The following is a 22,507-nucleotide window of genomic DNA, read 5'->3' as shown; positions in this document are numbered from 1 at the left end:
GGAGGCATTCAAATATGAAGTACTATAATCGAGATGATTTCGAAAGAAATTTAGAAAGTTATGAAGTTCCAGAATATTTTACATCTGGCGCTAGAAATGTGTTTGTTTATGGATTTATAGTGGGTGCAGTGATAGGTTCGGCTGTAGGGTTGGTTTCTATTAGTAAATCACGTCAAAGTGATAAATCCGTTCCTAAAAATAAAAAAGCATTCAAATCAAATGTAGTTAAAGAAACTGAAAATGATAAAGCAGAAGCAGAACGTCAAGTTGCGCACATAAAAGAAAAAGCAATTACAAACAATGAATTAGATGCACAAAAAGTTGCAATTCAACAAGAGACCTCTTCACACAACTTATCTAATATGTCACCTCAAGCACAAGAAACATTAACTGAACAACAATCGAGTGAAGCATCAGATGATGGTTTAAACAATATTGATGTACAAGCACAACCAACAGAAAGTGAAAAAAATGCTCAAAAAAATGCAATTAAACAAGAGTCAGAAACACATCATTTATCTGATTCTACAGTTGCATCATCTTCTGACGAATCATCAAAAAATGGTACAGTATCAGCTACAAAATTAGCGAATGCTGCTGAAGAGAAAAATAAAGCTTTAAAAAATGACACGACAGTTAAGAAAAACACAACTGCACTTGTAGCTGAAGAAAATGTAAAATCTAATTCTAAAAAGGAAGTTCCTAATTTAGTTACTAAAAGTACCAAAACTGAATCAACAAATAATTTAAAATCAGCTACAGTTGCAGGAAGTATTACTGCTGCAGGATTAGCATTAGCCGCGAGCCAAAAACGTGATGCAATGTCTAAAAATCCTAAAGTAGCTGAAAAGACAGTTGATTTGTTAAAACCTGAAACGCTAACAGCCAAAGGTAATCAAAAAGTACCTAATTTAGTTACAAAGAAATTAGATAATGCAGTAGAAAATAATAATAAAGTAGAAAATTCTGCAGATAAACATGGCCAAGCTTCAACTAATAATGCACCTCAAGCTGCAGAGCAACGTGTTAAGCAAACACATAAAAGTGTGTCTTTTAAAGATGGTATGATTGTTCATGATAATGCTGAACAAGGTATAAGTAAACAGACTTCTAGTAATAGTAGTACTGTTTCAGCTAGTTCTGACCAAGAAGTGCCAACATATTCAAAAAACAGATTACAAAACAAGAAGTCTGAAAAAGCGAAAAGTAAAATAGATAAAAGAACATTTAATGACTAAAAGCTGTTATCTGAATTTGGAATAAATTCTATAATCAAATGGAGTTTGGGACATAAATCCCCATTCTCAAAATTAGAGGGCCAATCCTTAATATGGATTGGTCCTCTTTATATTTAAAATATTACGATTTTGATCGTGCATGCTNNTATGGCTCGAGCCTGTAGTCTCTCGTCCATATCATTTCCCCGGGCGTCAGCACGATGCAAAATCGGTACAATTTATATTTTGTTATTCAAAAAATAAGCCTCTCACTTATATTTTAATAAACACTGCTTAAATAAATTCACTAGTTGCCTTGTATATAGGTTATAACGTGACTCAATTTATAATCTATCAATGGATACACTAGTTCTTATTACCACAAATATCTGTGCATTTAAAAGTAACGATTAAAAAAATAACGTAAGGTAAAATAGGTATAGTTATTTATACCAAGTGATATATATAATCTACTTGTATACGATGTAACAAGTCGTTGAAATGAAATTATATTTTATGTAATAGTGTAAAAATACGACTAGCAAATAACAGAAAATTCAGTTATCATTAAACGTATTCACTTTAAAAGTGATTTTTTACGTTTGAGACTTGAACTTATATGTAGTTATTGTTAGAATTACGTTTAACAAATATTTTATCGCTTTAAAGCAGAATAAAATATCGCTGTAAAATTTTCATAGAGGTGAATAAAATGACAGACAAATTACAAGAATACAGAGATGAAATTGTTGGAATTAATGAACAAATATTAGATCTTTTATCTAAAAGAGGAAAAATCGCACAAAAAATAGGTGAAGAAAAACGCAAACAGGGTACAATGGTTTATGACCCTCAACGTGAAAAAGAAATGATTAACCAACTTTTAGATAAAAATGAAGGTCCGTTTAATGATAATGTGATTAAACAACTATTTAAAGAAATTTTTAAAGCCTCTACTGACTTGCAAAAATCAGAGAATGAAAAACACTTATATGTGTCTAGAAAATTGAAACCAGAAGATACGATTGTTCAATTTGATAATGGAGGCATTATTGGTGATGGTAATAAATCATTTGTTTTTGGTCCATGCTCAGTTGAGTCACAAGAACAAGTAGATACGGTTGCTGCAAATTTACAAGCTAAAGGTGAGAAATTCATCAGAGGTGGTGCATTTAAACCTCGTACATCACCTTATGATTTCCAAGGATTAGGTGAAGAAGGACTTAAAATACTTAAAAATACAAAAGATAAATATGGTTTAAATGTTGTAAGTGAAATTGTAAATCCAGCAGATTTTGAAATTGCTGATCAATATTTAGATGTCTTCCAAATTGGTGCACGTAATATGCAGAATTTCGAATTATTAAAAGAAGCAGGGCGTTCTAATAAGCCAGTATTATTAAAACGTGGATTGTCCGCTACAATTGAAGAATTTATTTTTGCAGCTGAATATATTGCATCGCAAGGTAATGAAAATATAATTTTATGTGAACGTGGTATACGTACATATGAAAAAGCTACTAGAAATACATTAGATATTTCCGCAGTGCCAATTTTAAAACAGGGTACACATTTACCAGTTTTAGTAGATGTTACACATAGTACTGGACGTAAAGATATCATGTTACCGACTGCAAAAGCAGGTTTAGCTGTTGGTGCTGATGGTATTATGGCAGAAGTTCACCCAGATCCTTCTGTTGCATTAAGTGATAGTGGTCAACAAATGGATTTAAATGAATTTGAAAAATTCTACAATGAATTAAAACCATTAGCTGATATGTATAACAATAAACAATTAAAATAATGTATATGATATTATGATTTTATAACCTCTATTTTGCACACTAATTATTTAGGTGCATATAGAGGTTTTTATATTGCTTTATAATAACTATTTATACGAAATATAAATACTGCTTTTAAAATTTATTGTTAATGAAATAAAAAATATACTCAAATAAGATTTGTTAAATTATTATGAAATTGACATAATTATGACATTCAAATCAAAATGATTTTACATTTACGAAAAATATGGTAAACTTTGAAAATGTTATGAAAACAGAGTATAATGATAAAGAAATCGCTTTCAAGGAGGAAGTTTATGACTGTAACAATTTATGATGTAGCTAGAGAAGCTAGAGTATCTATGGCTACTGTTTCGCGTGTCGTAAATGGTAACCAAAATGTAAAACCAGAAACCCGAGACAAAGTGAACGAAGTAATAAAAAAATTGAGTTATCGTCCTAACGCTGTAGCAAGAGGATTAGCGAGTAAACGTACGACGACTGTTGGGGTAATTATCCCAGATATTTCAAATGTGTATTATTCACAACTTGCACGTGGTTTAGAAGACATTGCTACGATGTATAAGTATCATTCAATCATCTCTAATTCTGATAATGATCCGAGCAAAGAGAAAGAAATTTTTAATAATTTATTAAGCAAACAAGTAGATGGCATTATCTTTTTAGGTGGTACTATCTCCGAAGAAATTAAAGAATTGATTAATAAATCATCTGTACCGGTGGTTGTGTCAGGTACGAATGGTAAAGATGAAGGTATTTCATCTGTTAATATTGATTTCCAAACTGCTGCAAAAGAAATAACTGCACACCTGATCGAAAAAGGGGCAAAGCGTTTTGCTTTTGTAGGTGGAGATTACTCTAAGAAGGCGCAAGACGATGTGTTAGAAGGATTGAAAGAAGTTTTATCAGAAAATCAATTAACATTAGACGACCAATTAATCTTCAATGGTAATGAAACATATAAAGATGGTTTACGTGCATTTGGTGCATTAAAATCTACTAAACCAGATGCTATTTTATCAATTAGTGATGAACAAGCAATTGGTTTAGTTCATGCAGCACAAGATGAGGGTGTAACTGTTCCGGATGATTTACAAATTGTTAGTTTTAATAATACACGATTAGTTGAAATGGTTAGACCACAATTATCAAGTGTGATTCAGCCATTGTATGATATTGGTGCAGTGGGAATGAGATTATTAACCAAATATATGAACGAAGAAGAAATTGATGAACCTAATGTGATTTTACCGCATAGAATTGAATACAGAGGTACAACAAAATAAATTTAATAAAACACAGATGCTATGACCAAAAACATGTTTAACATGCTTTTGGTCATAGTTCAGTAAGAATGCACTGATTTTAATTTTATCTGAGGTGAAATTCATGCATAAGCCCCACTAATCTCAATGAACTGAGTAGTGGGGCTTTATCACGCTTTGTGTTTTTTATGTAGTAAAACTATAAAAATAAGCGTTATTTAAACCAACTTAATACTTGAGTTGCGTGTTTCATATTGATTTCTGTAATTTCTTTACGTCTGGGGATCAATTGATAATCTAATTTTTGGTCTTTCCAAGTCTTTGGTAATTCACAAGTAGCATAAGGTGTCCACTTAGCAATCCATTTTTCAGGCAATTCACCTTGTTGTTGTTGTTCACCAATTAATGCTAAAAAAACATGCGTCCATGCACGAGGTACAACTTTCCAAATATTGTAACCACCGCCACCAAACATAATCACTTTTCCATCAGTATATTTATCTGCTAATGCTTTAATTTTATAGGGGATTTCATATAGTGCGTTTAGTGTACAACTTAAATGTGTGAGTGGATCTAAATAATGAATATCTACACCATGCACACTCACAATGATATCAGGTTTGAAAGAAGCAACAACAGGTTCTAATGTTTCATTTAAGACCTCGAGATAAGATTCATCTTCTGTGTACGGTTCAAGTGGTATATTGACGGTATAACCGAAGCCTTGTTCATTGCCACGTTCTGTATAGTTTCCTGACCCAGGGAATAAAAATTTACCAGTTTCATGTATAGAATAAATTAATGCATCACTGTTAGTATAAAAACTCCATTGTGTTCCATCACCATGATGTGCATCGGTATCGATACACATTACACGTAAATCATAATGTTTGATGAGGTAAGCAATGGTAATTGCCACATCATTGTATATGCAGAACCCATTAGCACGACCTGGCAAACTATGATGTAATCCACCACCTAAATGACAACCATTGGTGAATGTACCGTCCATAATTTTATCAGCTAAATTAAGGGCACCACCCACAATACGTGCGCTGTGTTTATGCATCATTCTAAATTGTAGTGTATCGCTTCCATCTAAGCCATATTTCTTGGCTTCATTATCGTTTAAAATGCCATGTGATGCACGTCTAATAGATTGTATATAATCATAACTATGAATCAAATTTAATTCATCATCTGTTGCAATTCGTGGTTTAACGATGTGTTCAGGTTTTAAATAACCTAAATCACTTAATAATTCAGTTGTCAATTTCAATCTCATTTGATTGAAAGGATGTTGATTACTAAAACGGTATTGTAAGATTTCGTTTGAATAAACAAAACCAGTTTTTTGGGTATTGCTCATATTGATTTAACTCCCCTTTAAAAGAAAAAGCGATTCTTGTATCTTAAATCATCGAATGCTTGTAACTGATCAATGGAAATGCGTGAACCTATTCTTGCCATTAAACAATTAGCTGGATGGCTAGTGATTTCAGGATCATCTGTAGCAAAAATCTCTAGGCCCCCATAACCCATTAATTTTTGCATTAGTTTTTTATACGCGTAAACATCCAAACCTGCATTTTTTAAATCCCAATGCCAATAATACTCAGTGGTTAATACGATATAATCTTCATATTCATCTGCAGTCAAACTTAAGCGAATAAGTTTACTACCTAAATGTAAATGTCGATATGGTAAACTAATTTCTATGGCACCCAGTTCTATTAAATACTCAAGGTTACCATCCGACCAACGTTCTAATGGATCAGGATAATGATAAGTGACATATCCTATAATATGTTTATGCTTTCGTATCACAAAAATTCTGCCTTCTGCTAATTCACTAATTTCTTTTATCGCTATAAATTGATCGTCGGGTTGTCGAAAAGCAGAAAGTCCATCATCAAAAGTCATAAGTTCAAGATTTTCTCTAGAAACAGGACCTTCTATAATAAATGCACCTTCGTCCAAATGAAATGTTTGAAATTGATACGTTTTTATATGTTCCATTTTTTCACTCCAAACGACTGTAGATGAATATCATATTCACCCTTTAATACTTTTAGTATAAGGGATTTTAGAGGAAATTAACACGATAATGTATCCGTTTACACCGATTATTTTGAAAATTGCGAATTTGTTAGTTATAATATGCATTAAGCATTCGATTTCATTAAGAGGGGGATTTAGAATGAAAGTAGAAGTATATAAAGGGGAAGAAGGAAATTTTAACCTTCAAAACTATGAGAAACAATACAACAACTTTGATTGGAAAGAGGTCGAAAAAGCATTTTCATGGTATGACACAGGTAAAGTGAATATGGCGCATGAATGTATCGATCGCCATGTGGATGAAGGTAAAGGAGAAAAAGTTGCGCTTCATTATAAAGATGATCAGCGACAAGAAAGTTATACTTTCAGTGAAATGAAATCAAAATCGAATAAAGCTGCAAATGTTTTAAAGGATAAAGCAAATGTTGAAAAAGGTGATCGTGTATTTATTTTCATGCCACGAACACCTGAACTTTATTTTGCATTATTTGGTATTTTGAAAATAGGTGCAATTGTCGGCCCATTATTTGAAGCATTTATGGAAAAAGCTGTTGGAGATAGACTAGAAAATAGTGAAGCAAAAGTAATTGTTACTACTAATAGCTTATTGCCAAGAATACCTGTAGATAAGTTACCAAATTTAGAAACAATCATTGTAGTTGATAATGATGTAGATCGTGCATATGTAGATTTCAATAGTGAGTTTGAACAAGCAAGTGATCAATTTGATACGGAATGGTTAGATTTAGATGATGGTTTGATTTTACATTATACATCAGGATCAACTGGTCAACCTAAAGGTGTATTACATGCACAAAAATCAATGTTGGTACATTATATTTCAGGTAAATATGTACTTGATTTTAAAGATGATGATGTGTATTGGTGTACAGCAGATCCAGGATGGGTCACTGGTACATCGTATGGTATATTTAGTCCTTGGTTAAACGGCATTACGAATTGTATTGCGGGAGGTAGATTTTCTCCTGAAGCATGGTATGGCATGATAGAAGAATTTAAAGTGACTATCTGGTATACAGCACCAACAGCGTTAAGAATGTTAATGAGTGCTGGTGACGACATCGTCGAAAAATATGATTTGTCATCCTTGAAGAGTATTTTATCTGTCGGTGAACCGTTAAACCCAGAAGTCATTAAATGGGCAAAAGATGTATTTGGATTGCGTGTACTAGATACTTGGTGGATGACTGAAACAGGTGGTCATATGATTGTAAATTATCCTTCGATGGACGTGAAATTAGGCTCAATGGGTAAACCTTTACCAGGCATTGAGGCATCAATCGTAGATGACCAAGGTAATGAATTACCCCCTAATCGCATGGGTAATTTAGCAATTAAAAAAGGTTGGCCATCCATGATGATTTCCATTTGGAATAATCCTGAAAAATATGAATCGTATTTTATCGGCGACTGGTATGTTTCTGGAGATTCCGCTTATAAAGATGAAGATGGATATTTCTGGTTCCAAGGTCGTGTTGATGATGTAATCATGACAGCAGGAGAACGCGTAGGTCCATTTGAAGTAGAATCAAAATTAGTGGAACATGAGGCAGTTGCAGAAGCAGGAGTCATTGGTAAACCTGATCCAGTACGTGGTGAAATTATCAAAGCATTTGTTGCCTTACGTCCTGAATTTGAAGAAAGTGATGAGTTGAAAGAAGAAATTCGTAAATTTGTTAAAGAAGGATTAGCTGCACATGCTGCACCACGCGAAATAGAATTTAAAGAAAAATTACCTAAAACTCGTTCAGGTAAAATTATGCGTCGCGTATTAAAAGCATGGGAACTTGACTTGCCAGAAGGCGACTTAAGTACGATGGAAGATTAATTAAATACAATGTGTTTTATGATTATTCAGTAAGCAAAAGCAAAACTAGCTAAAAACACTCCTTTATTGATAAGTTTTAACGCAGCTTAAAATTTTGAAATAAAGGAGTTTTTAGTGTAATAAAACAATATAAGTAGAAATATATATTATATCTTTACAAAAGACGCTTATTATTTTGAAAGCGCTATCTCTATTAATCGACAACACAACATTATTTAGTTATTATGAATGTGTAAGGAATTTTGACTCACTGATTGAAATTTGATTTTTAAAAGTGATTAAAATTTATATAAGAAGGGGCGAATTAATTTGGCACATTTATCAGACTTAGATATTGCTAATCAATCAACATTACAACCTATTGGAGATATTGCTGAAAAAGTAGGTATTCCTGCAGATGCTTTAGAACCATATGGACACTATAAGGCTAAGATAGATATCAACCAAGTTAAACAAAAAGAGAACAAAGGGAAAGTAGTGTTGGTAACAGCTATGAGCCCAACACCAGCTGGTGAAGGGAAATCAACAGTTACAGTGGGATTATCAGATGCATTTAACCAATTGAAGCAAAATGTCATGGTTGCTTTACGTGAACCTGCTTTAGGACCAATATTTGGTATTAAAGGCGGGGCGACAGGTGGTGGTTATGCTCAAGTACTACCAATGGAAGATATTAACTTGCATTTTAATGGTGACTTCCATGCGATTACTACAGCGAACAATGCTTTATCAGCATTTATTGATAATCATATTCATCAAGGAAATGACTTAGGTATAGATCAAAGAAGAATTGAGTGGAAACGCGTTTTAGACATGAATGATCGTGCCCTAAGAAATGTGATTGTAGGATTAGGCGGACCAACACAAGGTGTACCTCGCGAAGATGGCTTCAATATTACAGTGGCTTCAGAAATTATGGCGATTTTATGTTTAGCTAACGATATTCAAGATTTGAAAACTAAAATCAGTAAAATTACAGTAGGTTATACAAGAGATCGTAAACCAGTCACTGTTGCGGATTTAAAAGTTGAAGGTGCTTTAGCGATGATACTTAAAGACGCAATCAAACCGAATTTAGTACAAACTATAGAAGGAACGCCTGCATTAGTACATGGTGGTCCATTTGCAAATATTGCACATGGTTGTAACTCGATTCTTGCTACACAAACTGCTAGAGAATTAGCTGATATTGTCGTAACAGAAGCAGGATTTGGCTCGGATTTAGGCGCTGAGAAATTTATTGATATCAAAGCGCGAGAAGCAGGATTTGAACCATCTGCAGTTGTAGTAGTGGCTACAATTCGGGCGATTAAAATGCATGGTGGCGTTGCAAAAGACAACCTTAAAGAAGAAAACGTTGAAGCATTAAAAGCAGGAATTGAAAACTTAGAACGCCATGTAAATAATGTGAAAAAATATGGATTAGAACCAGTGATTGCATTAAATGCATTTATACATGATACAGAAGCAGAAACTAAATTTGTTCAAGAGTGGGCAAAAGAAAATGGTGTTCGACTAGCTTTAACAGAAGTTTGGGAAAAAGGTGGTAAAGGTGGTATCGATTTAGCTAACGAAGTGTTAGAAGTAATCGAACAACCACAAGATTTCAAACATTTATATGAACTAGAGCAACCATTAGAAGATAAAATTGAAACAATCGTAAAAGAAATTTACGGCGGTAGCAAAGTAACATTTAGTAGTAAAGCTCAAAAACAATTAAAACAATTTAAGGAAAATGGTTGGGACCATTTCCCTGTATGTATGGCTAAAACACAATATTCATTTTCAGATGATGCTACATTGTTAGGTGCCCCTGAAGGTTTTGAAATTACAATCCGTGAATTAGAAGCTAAAACAGGTGCTGGATTTATTGTTGCGCTGACTGGTGCAATAATGACAATGCCTGGATTGCCTAAACAACCTGCGGCATTAAATATGGATGTTACAGATGATGGACATGCAGTAGGTTTATTTTAAAAAATTGTACAAAAAAGAGCCTTTAATATAACTTCTTTTTTTAATGCAAACGTCAATTTCTATCGAATCATATAAGCACTAATGCTAATCAGTGAGACTAAAATAAAAACACTTTCGTTGAGTTCATTTAAAATGAATCATACGAAAGTGTTTTTCTATGCATAGTCTTGCTAACTTAATAGAAATTAAAAACATGTATATGATTAATTTTATTTAGTCATTAAATGAGCTTTAATATCATAATTTTCTGCATGTCTATAATCATAAAGTGTAATTTCATCTTCTACTAACATACGTTTTAGCACATAATGTTGTCTATTTAAACTGATTTGAATTTGATTGCTAGATTTAAGTGAACCATCTTCATTATAGGGTGTGTAATAGTATGGGCTTTGTAATAACCCAACTAAATAAGCAGATTCAGCAATATTCAAATCCTCGGCAGGTTTGCCAAAAATACTATAAGCAGCTGAACCAATGCCAGAAATATTTGTGCCATTATAATCACGACCAAAGGGAACAATATTTAAATATGTATATAAAATTTCGTCTTTAGTCAGTATTTTTTCTGCGCGCATTGAGAGTACTAGTTCATTTGCTTTTCGGTTATATGTTTTTTTATTGGTTAAAACTTGGTTTTTAACAAGTTGTTGCGTGATTGTACTACCACCAGTAGCATCAACTGAATTAAATATATCCTGACCAATTGCTCTTAAAACTGCTTTTGGTAATATACCATTATGACGAAAGAATAAACTGTCTTCTGAAGCTGTTAATGCTTTAATCACATTGCTATCAACATGTTTTGGACCAACAATAAGTGTGTTAATAGAATTGTTATATTCTGATAAAATATTGTCACTTTTATAATCAATATCTTCATTACCAGACACATTTAATAATTTATGTTTTAATTCATTATCTGACATATGCGTTGCTTCTTTTGTTAAATTTTGAAAATAAAGCACAGATATTGCGAGTAAAACAAGCAAAGAACAGCCAAATATGAAAAACAAACCTACGAAAAAGTGTTTGATTTTTTTATAAATAAATTCAAACTGTTCTAGTCTGGTAAGTTGTTTATCTTCACGAATGTCGGTATCAAACGTTTGTTTTTCCATTGTGGTCCTCCTTAGCTAAACAGTATTATAACATAAGTTAGACTGTTGACTTTTAAAATAGAATTAAATATAATTAATATCAATTCGATATCGTTTTTGGATAGAGGAGAAGTAATATATTGTATCATCTTCAGAGAGTTAGTGGTTGCTGTGAACTAACGTTGATCTTTATATGAATACACCTTTATAACGCAATTATCCAAACGTTTTAGTTAATGAACGTATCATTAATAAAGTTGTTTGACTTAAAGTATGGTGGTACCGTGCAATTGCGCCCTTACATAAATATGTAAGGGTGCTTTTTTGCATTTTCTAATATTATTTTTCTTGAATATATATAAGTAATGCAAATAAAGCCTATTCAAAACTTTATCAATAATTAATTAGGAGGTTGATATCATGACAAATGCATTAATTGAAGAATTAAAATGGAGAGGCTTAATTTATCAACAAACGGATGAAACAGGTATCGAGAATTTATTAAATAAAGAACAAGTTACGTTATACTGTGGTGCCGATCCAACTGCAGATAGTTTACACATTGGTCACTTATTACCATTCTTAACTTTACGTCGCTTTCAAGAGCATGGTCATCGACCACTTGTGTTAATTGGCGGCGGTACAGGGATGATAGGCGACCCATCTGGTAAATCAGAAGAAAGAAAATTACAAACTGAAGCACAAGTTGAAACCAATGTACAAGGCATTAGTAAACAAATGCATAAAATTTTTGAATTTGACACAAATAAAGGTGCAAAACTAGTTAATAATAAAGATTGGCTTGGACAAATATCACTGATTGAATTCTTACGTGATTATGGTAAACATGTCGGTGTAAATTACATGCTGGGCAAAGATTCTATACAAACCCGTTTGGAACACGGCATTTCATTTACAGAATTTACTTACACAATTTTACAAGCAATTGATTTCGGACACCTTAATCAAACATACAATTGTAAAATTCAAGTAGGTGGTTCAGACCAATGGGGTAATATCACTAGTGGTATTGAACTCATGCGTCGTATGTATGGAGAAAATGAAGCATTTGGTCTGACGATTCCGTTAGTAGTTAAATCTGATGGTAAAAAATTTGGTAAAACAGAAGGTGGCGCAGTATGGTTAGATGCTGACAAAACAAGCCCTTATGAATTCTACCAATTTTGGATTAATTCAACGGATGAAGATGTTATTAAATTTTTAAAATATTTTACATTTTTAAGTAAAGAAGAAATAAATGATTTAGAAAAATCACTGCAAGAAGCACCACATTTACGAAAAGCACAAAAAGCATTAGCCGAAAATGTTACTAGATTTATTCATGGCCAAGATGCATTAGATGATGCAATTAGAATTTCACAAGCTTTATTTTCAGGTGATTTGAAATCACTTTCAGCTAAAGAATTAAAAGAAGGATTTAAAGATGTACCACAAGTTGACTTAAATCACACGACTTCGAACATTGTTGAAGCCATCGTTGAAACTGGCATATCTTCATCTAAGAGACAAGCACGTGAAGATATAAATAATGGTGCGATTTATATAAATGGTGAAAGACAACAAGATGTAAATTATGAATTGTCAGACGAAGATAAAATCGATAATGTATTTACAATTGTACGTAGAGGTAAGAAAAAATACTTTATGATAAATTATAAATAAGATTTGAAATATAAAAGGTGTGAAACTGAAATTTAATTTTATTATAATGATTTCGTTGTCCCATTCTTAGTAGCGATGACTACAATTGAAAAAAGTAGAGCTAAAGCTCAAGTATAAGTCCCACTGCTCAATAAATTGAGCAGTGGGACTTTATCATCTATTGACAAAATAAAGGAGTCTGGAGCATCAATGATGTCCCAAACTCCTTATTTTAAGATTAAGTTTTGTGTTCTATTTTTCTTAATATATTATCACATTTTATTAATTAAAAGGGACGGCTTCTTCTTTAGATGAGTCATTCGTATTAGACTTTTGTTCTGTTAATTTGACATCTACACTTTGTGTTTTGCCTTTTCTTTCAATTGTTAAATTAACATTATCTCCCGGTTTTTTATGTTCATATAAATAAGAGCGTAGTTCTGTATCTTCTTTGACTTTTTCATCATCAATTTTTGTAATAATGTCGCCTTCTTTTAATCCACTGTCAGCATATACTTTTGCTACATATATACCTTGTTTTCTATCCGTATGCAATTGTTTTTTATACTCATCTGGTATTTCACTTAAATTTAGTAAACCAATACCAATAGAAGGGCGATCGATTTTTCCGTTTTTAACGAGTTCCTTAATTGTAACTTTTACTTCGTTACTAGGTATTGCGAAACCAATACCTTCAACTTGTTCATTCGCTATTTTCATAGAATTTATACCGACTAAATTCCCATTTAAATCTACTAACGCACCACCAGAATTACCAGGGTTAATAGCTGCATCTGTTTGTAGTACATTTACTTTGTTTGCACCTGCTGATGTTTGCGTATCAATTGTACGTTCACTTGCTGAAATAATACCTGATGTTACAGAATTTGCAAATTCTAAACCAAGTGGGTTACCCATTGCAAATACACTGTCACCTGTTTTCACTTTAGAGGAGTTTGCAAAGTCTATCGCTTTTGTACCTTTGGTATCATCAATTTTTAATACAGCAATATCAGTAAGTGCATCTTTACCTATTAATTTGGCATCTACTTGCTTTGAATTATGTAATTGAACTTTAATTTCGCTTGCGCCATCAATTACGTGATTATTCGTAACAATATATGCTGATCCATTGTTTTTTTGATAAATAACACCAGAACCCACGCCAGCTTCTTCAGATTTAGCAGATTTCCCTTTAAGTAAATCATCTAAATTTTGGGCTTTTTGCATATTGATGACACCGACAATTGCAGGTGATACATCTGTAATCATTTGATTGACAGAATCATATTTATCATTTTTACCATCTAATGAATTGCCAGCATTACTATTACTATTCGCTTCTTTGACGGTTGAACCATTATCATTTAAAACAGTATTCTCCATCAATTTGCCAATACCTAAGACGATAAGTGCACCTATAATACCAGCTATGAGTGCAACAAGAACAGTTTTAAACCAAGGGAATTTTGGTTTTGTTCGTTTACTAAATGTCGTCTGAGTGTTATTTGAAGTTTGCGCGTCAGGTTGTTTATTATTTATATTTTGATTGTTGTTAAATTCTGACATATTATACCTCCGATTCATTCTATAAAACCTATTATGAAAGGTTTGTCCAACTTTTTCTAGTATATCACTATACAACTTTAGACTGAAATATAAATTATCTTGTTCATTAATGCACTAAATGATAGAATCAATAGGGTAATATAAGGTAAAAAAAGTAGGTGGAAAAATGTATAGATTTGTTAGCGGTTTATTAAATTTTATTTTACGCAAAATATGTAAATCATTAGAAGTACAAGGAAAAGAAAACATCCCTCAATTACATAGATACGTCGTCACTTGTACGCATGAAAGTTACAATGAAGTCATTATGCTAGGCATGGCTATTTATCCAAACCAAATTCATTATATGGCCAAAAAAGAATTGTTTCATAATAAATGGTTCGGTGGATTTTTAAGTTCACTTAATGCTTTTCCAGTTGATAGAGAAAACCCTGGACCAAGCACGTTGAAAAAACCAATTAAATTATTAAAAGAAAATAAAACAGTTGGTATTTTTCCAACTGGGCATCGTATGAAATATGATGAAGGCTCACCGATGAAACGTGGTGCAGTTACAATCGCTATGATGGCTCAAGCGCCAATTTTGCCAGCGGCATATATTGGTCCAAAAAAAATTCAAGGTTTAATCACAGGTAAAGCAATTATTAAATTTGGTGAACCCATCGAAACAAAAAACTTGCCTAAAGATATGAAGCGAAACGAGAAATTAGAATATTTAACAAAAGAATTGGAAAAAAGAACAATTCAATTACAAAATGAATTAAATACGTCTGCAGCACATAAATAGTTAATTTTACTCATTTTGAATCTTATTTTATATACGAAAATTATAGAACTTGTGTTATTATGGAAATGTACAATGACAACAAGTATAACGCTTTCATTCACCACGTGGACATTTTGTACATGTGGTGATTTTTTAGGTAATTTATTGGGAAATGGGGAATGATTATGTATAGTTTCTTTCAACGTTTGGGAAGATCGCTCATGCTGCCAGTTGCAGTGTTACCAGCAGCAGCAATTATCGTTGGTATTGGTAATGCATTAACAGCGCTCGGTATCTTGCCAACCATAGCTGCGTTCTTTTCTACAGCAGGCTCAACGATTCTAGATCAACTAGGAATATTATTTGCAATTGGGGTCGCTTTAGGTATGGCGAAAAAAAATGACGGAGCTGTGGCGCTTGCTGCAGCTGTTGGTTTCTTCTTAACAACCGTCGTGCTTAGTCCTGAAAAATTAGCACCATTATTGGGTGTAAAAGAAACAGGAGTAAATGAAGCGTTCGAACAAATGAATAATCAAAACGTCTTAATCGGTTTGATTATCGGTTTAGTTGCTGCATATACGTATAACAGATTTAGTAAAACAGAATTGCCAACAGCGTTATCGTTCTTTAGTGGTAAACGTTTGGTACCTATTTTAACTGCATTCTTTAGTATATTTATAGCAGTTATTATGTTGTTTGTTTGGCCGATTGTGTACTCAGCAATTGTTGCATTTGGAACATGGATATTAGATTTAGGTCCTGGTGGCGCATTTTTATATGGCTTTTTCAACCGTTTGTTAATACCTACTGGACTGCATCATGCATTGAACACAGTGTTCTGGTTTGATTTAGCAGGTATTAATGATATTGCTAAATTCCAAACGGGTGATGGTGCCGTTCAAGGTATTACAGGACGCTATATGGCTGGTTTCTTCCCAGTAATGATGTTTGGGATTCCAGCAGCAGCATTAGCGATGTATCATACTGCTGAGACAAAACAGAAAAAAAGAGTTTATGGCTTAATGTTTGGTGGAGCTATATCAGCATTTTTCGTTGGCGTGACTGAGCCAATCGAATTTTCATTTATGTTTGTAGCACCAATACTATTTGTTATTCATGCACTATTAACTGGTTTATCTCTGTTCATTGCAGCGCTATTCCACTGGACAGCAGGGTTCTCATTTAGTGCAGGGTTAATTGACTATTTACTATCCCTGATAAATCCAGTAGCAAATCATCCACTGATGTTAATGGTTCAAGGTGTAGTGTTCTTTGTTATTTATTATGTTGTATTTAGATTTGCGATAAAATGGTTGAAACTTAATACACCTGGTCGTGGTGATAACTTACTACCTGATCCGACATCAGAAGAAGCTACAACAGGTGACACTGCAGATTCAGCTGAGTCTGAAGGGGAGTTACAGACTAATAAGTATTCAAAAACGGCTAGTCAAATTTTAGAAGGTCTTGGTGGCAAAGAAAACATTACTTCTTTAACAAACTGTGCTACACGATTACGTATGGAACTTAATGATAATAGTATCATTGATGAAACTAAGATAAAAGCTGCTGGTGCAGTAGGTGTTACAACAAGTGGTAAGCATAACACCCAAGTTATTATTGGTACACAAGTACAACAAGTAGCAGATGAAATGGAAACACAATTAGAAGATCATAATTAGATAGCAACCTTTGAAAGATTTACTATAAAAATACAGCAATTCATAAAATCACGTTTGGAAATAAGCGATAAGTGCATGTTATCGTTTCATTTTTAAGCGTGATTTTATTTTCAAATTAATTCTGTGAAATTAATAATATTTTTCTATATATATCTTTTGGAAATACATTGCTCTTTTCATATGTAAATAGTACGATATACTAGTATCAGAATTTTCTGATTAAAGGAGAGGAACTAAGATGAAGTCGGTATTATTTGATGTTGATGGTGTGTTTTTAAGTGAAGAAAGGTGCTTTGATGTATCTGCATTAACTGTTTATGAAATGTTAATGAGTAAAGATTATATTGGTATTGACCCGTCTATAGATTTTCATGAACTGGATGATGAGCAAATTTCTGAAATAAGAGATATTGTCTTCTACCATGATGAAATTTTAACAAAATTAAAATCTTTAGGTTTGAATTCAAACTGGGATATGTTATTTATCGTTATTGCATTACATTACATTGATTTATGCAAATCACTTTCTCAAGAGGAATTATCTATTGCATTGAATATTGAAAGCTTTAGTGAACAAACGTTACAATTTCTCGGTGATCATATTTCAAATATTGAGCTTAATTTTGAATTACCACTTTCATTTTTAGATGGTTTAAGTTCTGGTAAAGAAAATATATACCAAGCGTTAATTGAACATGCAAAAGTACAGTTAAATACAGAAAATGCTGAATTATTTGAGTTAAAAAGTCCATTCTGGACGCTAGCACAAGAAATTTATCAGGAATGGTATTTAGGATGCCAATTGTATCATGAAGTAGAACAAAAACAACAACGCACTGACTTTAAAAAGGGCTATATATATCAAGAGGTAGTGCTCAGACCTGTCAGTGAAATCAAGCAATTGTTAGTAGATTTGAAAGAGGCTGGTTACCAAATTGCGATTGCAACAGGTCGACCACGAACTGAGACAATTGTTCCATTTGAGACATTAGGCATTAAATCTTTGTTTGATGATTTACATATTGTAACAGCTAGTGACGTATTGAATGCAGAAGAGCATTTTCCTGAATTAAAGCCGCTAGGGAAACCAAACCCGTTCAGTTATTTAGCTACGCTTGATGGTAATATTTTGGAACATTATAAAAAATATGCGACAAATCAAGAAAATCGTGTAAATCCAGATGAAGTATTTATTGTTGGTGATTCATTAGCTGATTTATTAAGTGCGAAAAAGATAGGTGCAACTTTTATCGGTCCTTTAACAGGTTTGAAAGGTCAAAATGCACGTGAGGAATTAGAAAGTTATGATGCTGAATATATCGTTAATCATGTAGGTGAAATTCGAGATATTTTATTATAATACAAATGTTGACGATTGAGGAATATAAAAAAGATTAACGTATATAATCACATCTTGGTAAAGATGATTACGATGAATGAGTTACAAGGTGAGCTGAACTAAAACGCATATATAAACATTTTGGATGATGTGAGTAGCATCACGATGAATTTGCATTTATCGAGTACAATTTCAAGGATTGTTTCAACGCTTTCATTCACATGTCGTGACACATCATATATAGAGGTTTTGCATTGTGCTGATGCCCGGGAAAATGATGTGAGTGAGAGACTACAGGTTCGAGCCATATCCCCAGGCAAGCATGCACGATCAAAATCGTAAGTTTTTTATATAAAATGGAGACATCCATCATGTGTATTCATTTTTAGTTATATCTTTTGGTTAATTAAAAATATGACTTTCTATTAGTTGTATAAGTTAAATAATACGAAGCTGTTTTCTATTGTATGTATTAAAACACATCCTTATAGAGATTTTGCATCGTGCTGACGCCCGAGGGAATAATATGAGCGAGAGACTACAGGCTCGAGCCATATCCTCAGGCAAGCATGCACGATCAAAATCTTAATCTTTTAAATATAAAGAGGACCAATCCATATTAAGGATTGGTTCTCTTATTTTGAGAATAGGTATTTATATCCCAACTTCTATTTTCTGGTATTTATGCCTAGACTCTTAAATAGTATTAACATGAATAGGGTGGTTAATAATAGTTTGAAATAAAAGTATTTTGATTAAAAAAGCTGAAAGGACAATCGTTTTGTTGTCCTTTCAGCTTATTATTGTTAAATATTATAATTTTCACTTACTGCAACATCTAACTCTACACTTCTAATTAGATTAAATCCTTCAATTTCATACAAAGCATCGATCACATCTTGTGTTACAGGATGATCAATCGATAAAATCATCAACGCATTACCACCTTGGTTTGTGCGTCCTAAATGCATAGAAGCGATATTGATATTGTATTCACCTAATATTTGACCTGTACGTCCTACGATACCTGGTCTATCGTTATGATTGATAACCAGTTGATGTTTTTCGGGTTTGAAATCAACAGGGTATTCATTAATACGTACGATTCTTGGACCATAGCCATTTAGTACAGTGGCACCAATTTTAATTTGTGTGTCTTTATTAATTAAAGTTAATTCAATATAATTGCTAAATCCACGATGTTTGGTATCTTTTTCTATATTATATGACACACCTTGCTCATTTAGTAACACTAAGGCATTTATTAAATTGACACGTTCCGCTAAATCTTGGCGTAATACACCTGATACAAGAGTTCTCGTAAGTAAACTTGTATCATCCAGTGCGATATCCCCTTTATATTTAATTTGTAACTCACGAGGGGCTTTTTCCAATAATTGAATACCTACTTCACCAGTTAATTTACTTAATTCAATATATGGCTTTAATTCATCATTAATTTCATTGAAGGACATTTTTGGTGCGTTAATCGCATTAACGACATTACCATGTTCAAATATGTCTATGATTTCATTGGCAACAGAGACTGCAACTTTTTCTTGTGCTTCAACAGTAGATGCACCTAAGTGTGGTGTGACGATTATTTTATCATGCGCAACAAGTGGTGATTCAGTTGCAGGTTCGCTTTCAAATACATCTATTGCAGCACCTTGAATTTGATTGGTATCTAATGCTTCGACAAGCGCATCTTCATCAATGATACCTCCGCGCGCAACATTGATAATTTGAAGTGTCGGTTTTGCTTTTTCAAAAAATGCTTTATCTACAATACCTCTTGTTTTTGGTGTTAATGGGGTATGCACTGTTACAAAATCTGCTTGTTCAGCAATTTCATCAACTGTAGCACGTATCACATTAAGTTCTTTAGCTTTGTCTTCTGATAGATAAGGATCAAAAGCAAGTATGTTCATACCAAAGCTTTGTGCACGTTTTGCTACACCAATTCCAATTCTCCCAGCACCAATGACACCTAACGTTTTGTTATAAAGTTCAGTTCCTCTATATGCTTTACGATCCCATTTTCCATTTTTTAATGATTGGTGGGCTTGAGGGACGTTACGTGCCATGGATAAAATCATTGCCATCGAATGTTCAGTAGCTGAAATTGTATTACCGTCTGGTGCATTAATAACGATAACGCCATGTTTAGTAGCAGCTTCTACATCAATATTATCCACACCAACGCCTGCACGTGCGATGACTTTTAAGTTTGGTGCAGCAGCAATGATATTAGAAGTGACTTGGGTTTGGCTTCGTACAATTAGCCCCTCATAGTTAGGAATGATTTCAGCTAATTCTGTTTCATTCAAATCAGTTTGAATGTCGACATTAAAATCGCTATGATCTGTTAAATTTTTTAAACCATCTGGTGAAATTGGATCTGAAACTAAAATTTTATACATATGCTTTTACGACCTCCATATATTGTGTGATAGCTTTACCAACATAAGATTCATTTCTAAATTCTGACAATAGTATTTCTAACGCTGATACAACTTGTAAAATATCAAAAGGCGATATTTGACCCATATGGCCAATTCGTAATATTTGACCTTTTAAATGACCCTGGCCACCAGCAATCGTAATGGCAAATCTATTTTTTAATTCATTTTTAATATAGTTCAGTTCATCTTTAGATTTTGGAATAAACGCAGTGACAGTAGGAGATGCATAAGCATCTTGGACCAACAACTCTAAATCTAATGCTTTCAAAGCTTGTCTTAGTCCATCTCTTATCGCATAGTGTCTTGCTACAACTTGATCTAATCCTTCTGCATTGATTAGTTCGGCGTATGCGTTTACACCTCTAAATAAAGAAACATTAGGTGTGAAAGGTGTTGAATGTTCAGACAATGATTTTAAATATTTATTTAAATCTAAATAAAATCTAGGCGTTACTACTTCGTTAAATCGCTCTTTTGCACGATTGTTATAAGCTACAAATCCAAGACCAGGTGGCAGCATAATTGCCTTTTGACTACCTGAAACAAGGACATCGATATAATCCCGGTCTAAATCTACATCAACAGCTCCAATGCAGCTGACACCATCAACGACAAAATAAATCGATGAATCAAAGTCGCTTAATGCTTTACCTAGTTCATGTACAGGATGTAATACAGCTGTAGAAGTCTCACAATATTGGCTGAAGACTGCTGTGATATCAGTGTTTAAAGATTTTAAAAAGTCGATAAAATCAGGAACATTAACTGCTTGACCCCATTCAACTTCAAATATATGTACATTATCGTAATAAGTCTCTGCAATTTGTTTAAATCTATTGCCAAATGCACCAGAAACGATAATAACAATGTCATCATCTGGGTTTGCTATATTCAGCATACTCGCTTCAAGTACGCTTGTACCACTTGAAGTAAGTATCATAACCTCATTTTTAGAGCCAAAGATAGGTTTAAGTGATTTAAAAGCTTGTTCTGCGATTGCTTCAAAATCACTTGATCGATGTCCGACCATTGGTAATTGTGTAGCGTGTAATATATGTTCTGGTACAGGTGTAGGTCCTGGTGTAAGTAACAAAGGATGATAATATTTCATGTGTAATTCCCCCAATGCTTATGATTGTCAAGTTTAGCAAATTTTCAGAAAATATAAAAGTGTAAAAATTTAAAATTATTAAATATATTCAAATTTCAAATAATATGTAAGGGTATACATTGTTATTATAATCATATTCCGTCATACATAAAATGATTGCAAAATTATTTTAATATAGGTTCTATTTTGACGTCGACATTGCCTCTTATAGAATTTGAAATCATACAATTATTGTCTGCAATCTTTAGTAACTTTGGTAGTTTCTTTTTTAATTGTTCTTTCTGTGTTGTATCCACTTTTATTTCAGGATAATGTGTAATCGTGTCCATTTTAAATTTAGCATTTTCAAATATAGCTAATCCAATTGTTGACTGTTTGATATCTATCTGTGTAAAACCTGAACGTTCTAATACAGCTGCCAGTGAAATGATATAACAAGATGATGCTGCTGAAACTAGTAACTCATCAGGATTCGTACCAGTTCCATTTCCCCCTAGACCTGCTGGGATAGATATTTGTTCATCTAAAATATCACCAGATAATTTACCGACTGATTCACGTCCATCTGCCCATTTTGTTGTTACTTTAAATTGATGTTGGACCATTGCTTTGACCTCCAATGTTTTTATGATAACT

Annotated in this window: 16 protein-coding genes; 9 read left to right on the top strand and 7 right to left on the bottom strand. The window is 33.0% G+C overall.

Annotated features, from left to right (window positions below):
• The first annotated feature begins 14 nt into the window (after positions 1–14).
• The 3 genes from KA867_RS08985 (at position 15) to ccpA (ending at position 4,311) form a co-directional block, all read left to right on the top strand.
• The gene (locus tag KA867_RS08985; RefSeq protein ID WP_210137771.1) at positions 15–1,238 is read left to right on the top strand and encodes a hypothetical protein; all 1,224 of its coding nucleotides are present in this window, start codon (positions 15–17) and stop codon (positions 1,236–1,238) included.
• A gap of 691 nt (positions 1,239–1,929) precedes the next feature.
• Positions 1,930–3,021, top strand: a complete 1,092-nt coding sequence (locus KA867_RS08980; RefSeq protein WP_210137770.1) for a bifunctional 3-deoxy-7-phosphoheptulonate synthase/chorismate mutase — start codon at positions 1,930–1,932, stop codon at positions 3,019–3,021.
• Positions 3,022–3,321: 300 nt separating this feature from the next.
• Positions 3,322–4,311, top strand: coding sequence for a catabolite control protein A (gene ccpA / locus KA867_RS08975; protein WP_210137769.1), 990 nt, complete (start codon positions 3,322–3,324; stop codon positions 4,309–4,311).
• 193 nt (positions 4,312–4,504) lie between these two features.
• Here the strand turns inward: ccpA and KA867_RS08970 are convergent, their stop codons facing one another.
• Together KA867_RS08970 and KA867_RS08965 are read right to left on the bottom strand one after the other, a co-directional pair.
• Entirely contained in the window at positions 4,505–5,659 is a 1,155-nt protein-coding gene (locus KA867_RS08970) for an acetoin utilization protein AcuC (protein ID WP_210137768.1), read from the bottom strand.
• 17 nt (positions 5,660–5,676) lie between these two features.
• On the bottom strand, positions 5,677–6,309 hold the full coding sequence (locus KA867_RS08965; RefSeq protein WP_210137767.1) for an N-acetyltransferase: 633 nt from the start codon (positions 6,307–6,309) through the stop codon (positions 5,677–5,679).
• Positions 6,310–6,490: 181 nt separating this feature from the next.
• Here KA867_RS08965 and acsA point away from each other — a divergent pair, with 181 nt between their 5' ends.
• Positions 6,491–8,200 (top strand): acetate--CoA ligase, encoded by a 1,710-nt coding sequence (gene acsA / locus KA867_RS08960; RefSeq protein ID WP_210137766.1) that lies wholly within the window; start codon positions 6,491–6,493, stop codon positions 8,198–8,200.
• A 309-nt stretch (positions 8,201–8,509) separates the two neighbouring features.
• Positions 8,510–10,177 carry a formate--tetrahydrofolate ligase gene (locus KA867_RS08955; protein WP_210137765.1) on the top strand — a complete coding sequence of 556 codons (1,668 nt, stop codon included), beginning with the start codon at positions 8,510–8,512 and terminating at the stop codon, positions 10,175–10,177.
• A 209-nt stretch (positions 10,178–10,386) separates the two neighbouring features.
• On the opposite strand, the gene KA867_RS08950 is transcribed toward KA867_RS08955, so the two are convergent.
• Positions 10,387–11,298, bottom strand: coding sequence for a biosynthetic peptidoglycan transglycosylase (locus KA867_RS08950; RefSeq protein WP_210137764.1), 912 nt, complete (start codon positions 11,296–11,298; stop codon positions 10,387–10,389).
• A gap of 399 nt (positions 11,299–11,697) precedes the next feature.
• On the opposite strand from KA867_RS08950, the gene tyrS reads away from it, so the two are divergent.
• Positions 11,698–12,960 carry a tyrosine--tRNA ligase gene (gene tyrS / locus KA867_RS08945; RefSeq protein ID WP_210137763.1) on the top strand — a complete coding sequence of 421 codons (1,263 nt, stop codon included), beginning with the start codon at positions 11,698–11,700 and terminating at the stop codon, positions 12,958–12,960.
• 261 nt (positions 12,961–13,221) lie between these two features.
• Here tyrS and KA867_RS08940 read toward each other — a convergent pair whose 3' ends face one another.
• Positions 13,222–14,508, bottom strand: a complete 1,287-nt coding sequence (locus KA867_RS08940; RefSeq protein WP_210137762.1) for a S1C family serine protease — start codon at positions 14,506–14,508, stop codon at positions 13,222–13,224.
• Positions 14,509–14,674: 166 nt separating this feature from the next.
• Here KA867_RS08940 and KA867_RS08935 point away from each other — a divergent pair, with 166 nt between their 5' ends.
• The 3 genes from KA867_RS08935 (at position 14,675) to KA867_RS08925 (ending at position 18,316) form a co-directional block, all read left to right on the top strand.
• Positions 14,675–15,295 (top strand): lysophospholipid acyltransferase family protein, encoded by a 621-nt coding sequence (locus KA867_RS08935; protein WP_210137761.1) that lies wholly within the window; start codon positions 14,675–14,677, stop codon positions 15,293–15,295.
• A 164-nt stretch (positions 15,296–15,459) separates the two neighbouring features.
• The gene (gene nagE, locus KA867_RS08930) at positions 15,460–16,956 is read left to right on the top strand and encodes an N-acetylglucosamine-specific PTS transporter subunit IIBC (protein WP_210137760.1); all 1,497 of its coding nucleotides are present in this window, start codon (positions 15,460–15,462) and stop codon (positions 16,954–16,956) included.
• Positions 16,957–17,194: 238 nt separating this feature from the next.
• The gene (locus tag KA867_RS08925) at positions 17,195–18,316 is read left to right on the top strand and encodes an HAD family hydrolase (protein WP_210137759.1); all 1,122 of its coding nucleotides are present in this window, start codon (positions 17,195–17,197) and stop codon (positions 18,314–18,316) included.
• Between the two features lie 785 nt (positions 18,317–19,101).
• On the opposite strand, the gene serA is transcribed toward KA867_RS08925, so the two are convergent.
• The 3 genes from serA to KA867_RS08910 all read right to left on the bottom strand — a co-directional run bounded on the left by serA (position 19,102) and on the right by KA867_RS08910 (position 22,476).
• Positions 19,102–20,718 (bottom strand): phosphoglycerate dehydrogenase, encoded by a 1,617-nt coding sequence (gene serA, locus KA867_RS08920; protein ID WP_210137758.1) that lies wholly within the window; start codon positions 20,716–20,718, stop codon positions 19,102–19,104.
• Entirely contained in the window at positions 20,711–21,871 is a 1,161-nt protein-coding gene (locus KA867_RS08915) for a pyridoxal-phosphate-dependent aminotransferase family protein (RefSeq protein ID WP_210137757.1), read from the bottom strand. Before KA867_RS08915 ends, serA begins: the two co-directional genes overlap by 8 nt.
• A 164-nt stretch (positions 21,872–22,035) precedes the next feature.
• Complete coding sequence (locus tag KA867_RS08910; protein WP_210137756.1) at positions 22,036–22,476, bottom strand: SACOL1771 family peroxiredoxin; 441 nt, start codon at positions 22,474–22,476, stop codon at positions 22,036–22,038.
• Positions 22,477–22,507 lie beyond the last annotated feature (31 nt).

The sequence above is a fragment of the Staphylococcus sp. GDH8C109P genome (assembly GCF_017893405.1).
In the GTDB taxonomy this organism is placed as follows: Bacteria; Bacillota; Bacilli; order Staphylococcales; family Staphylococcaceae; genus Staphylococcus; species Staphylococcus cohnii.
Note: the sequence above shows the minus strand (reverse complement) of the source record. Positions and strands in the feature narration are given on the sequence as shown.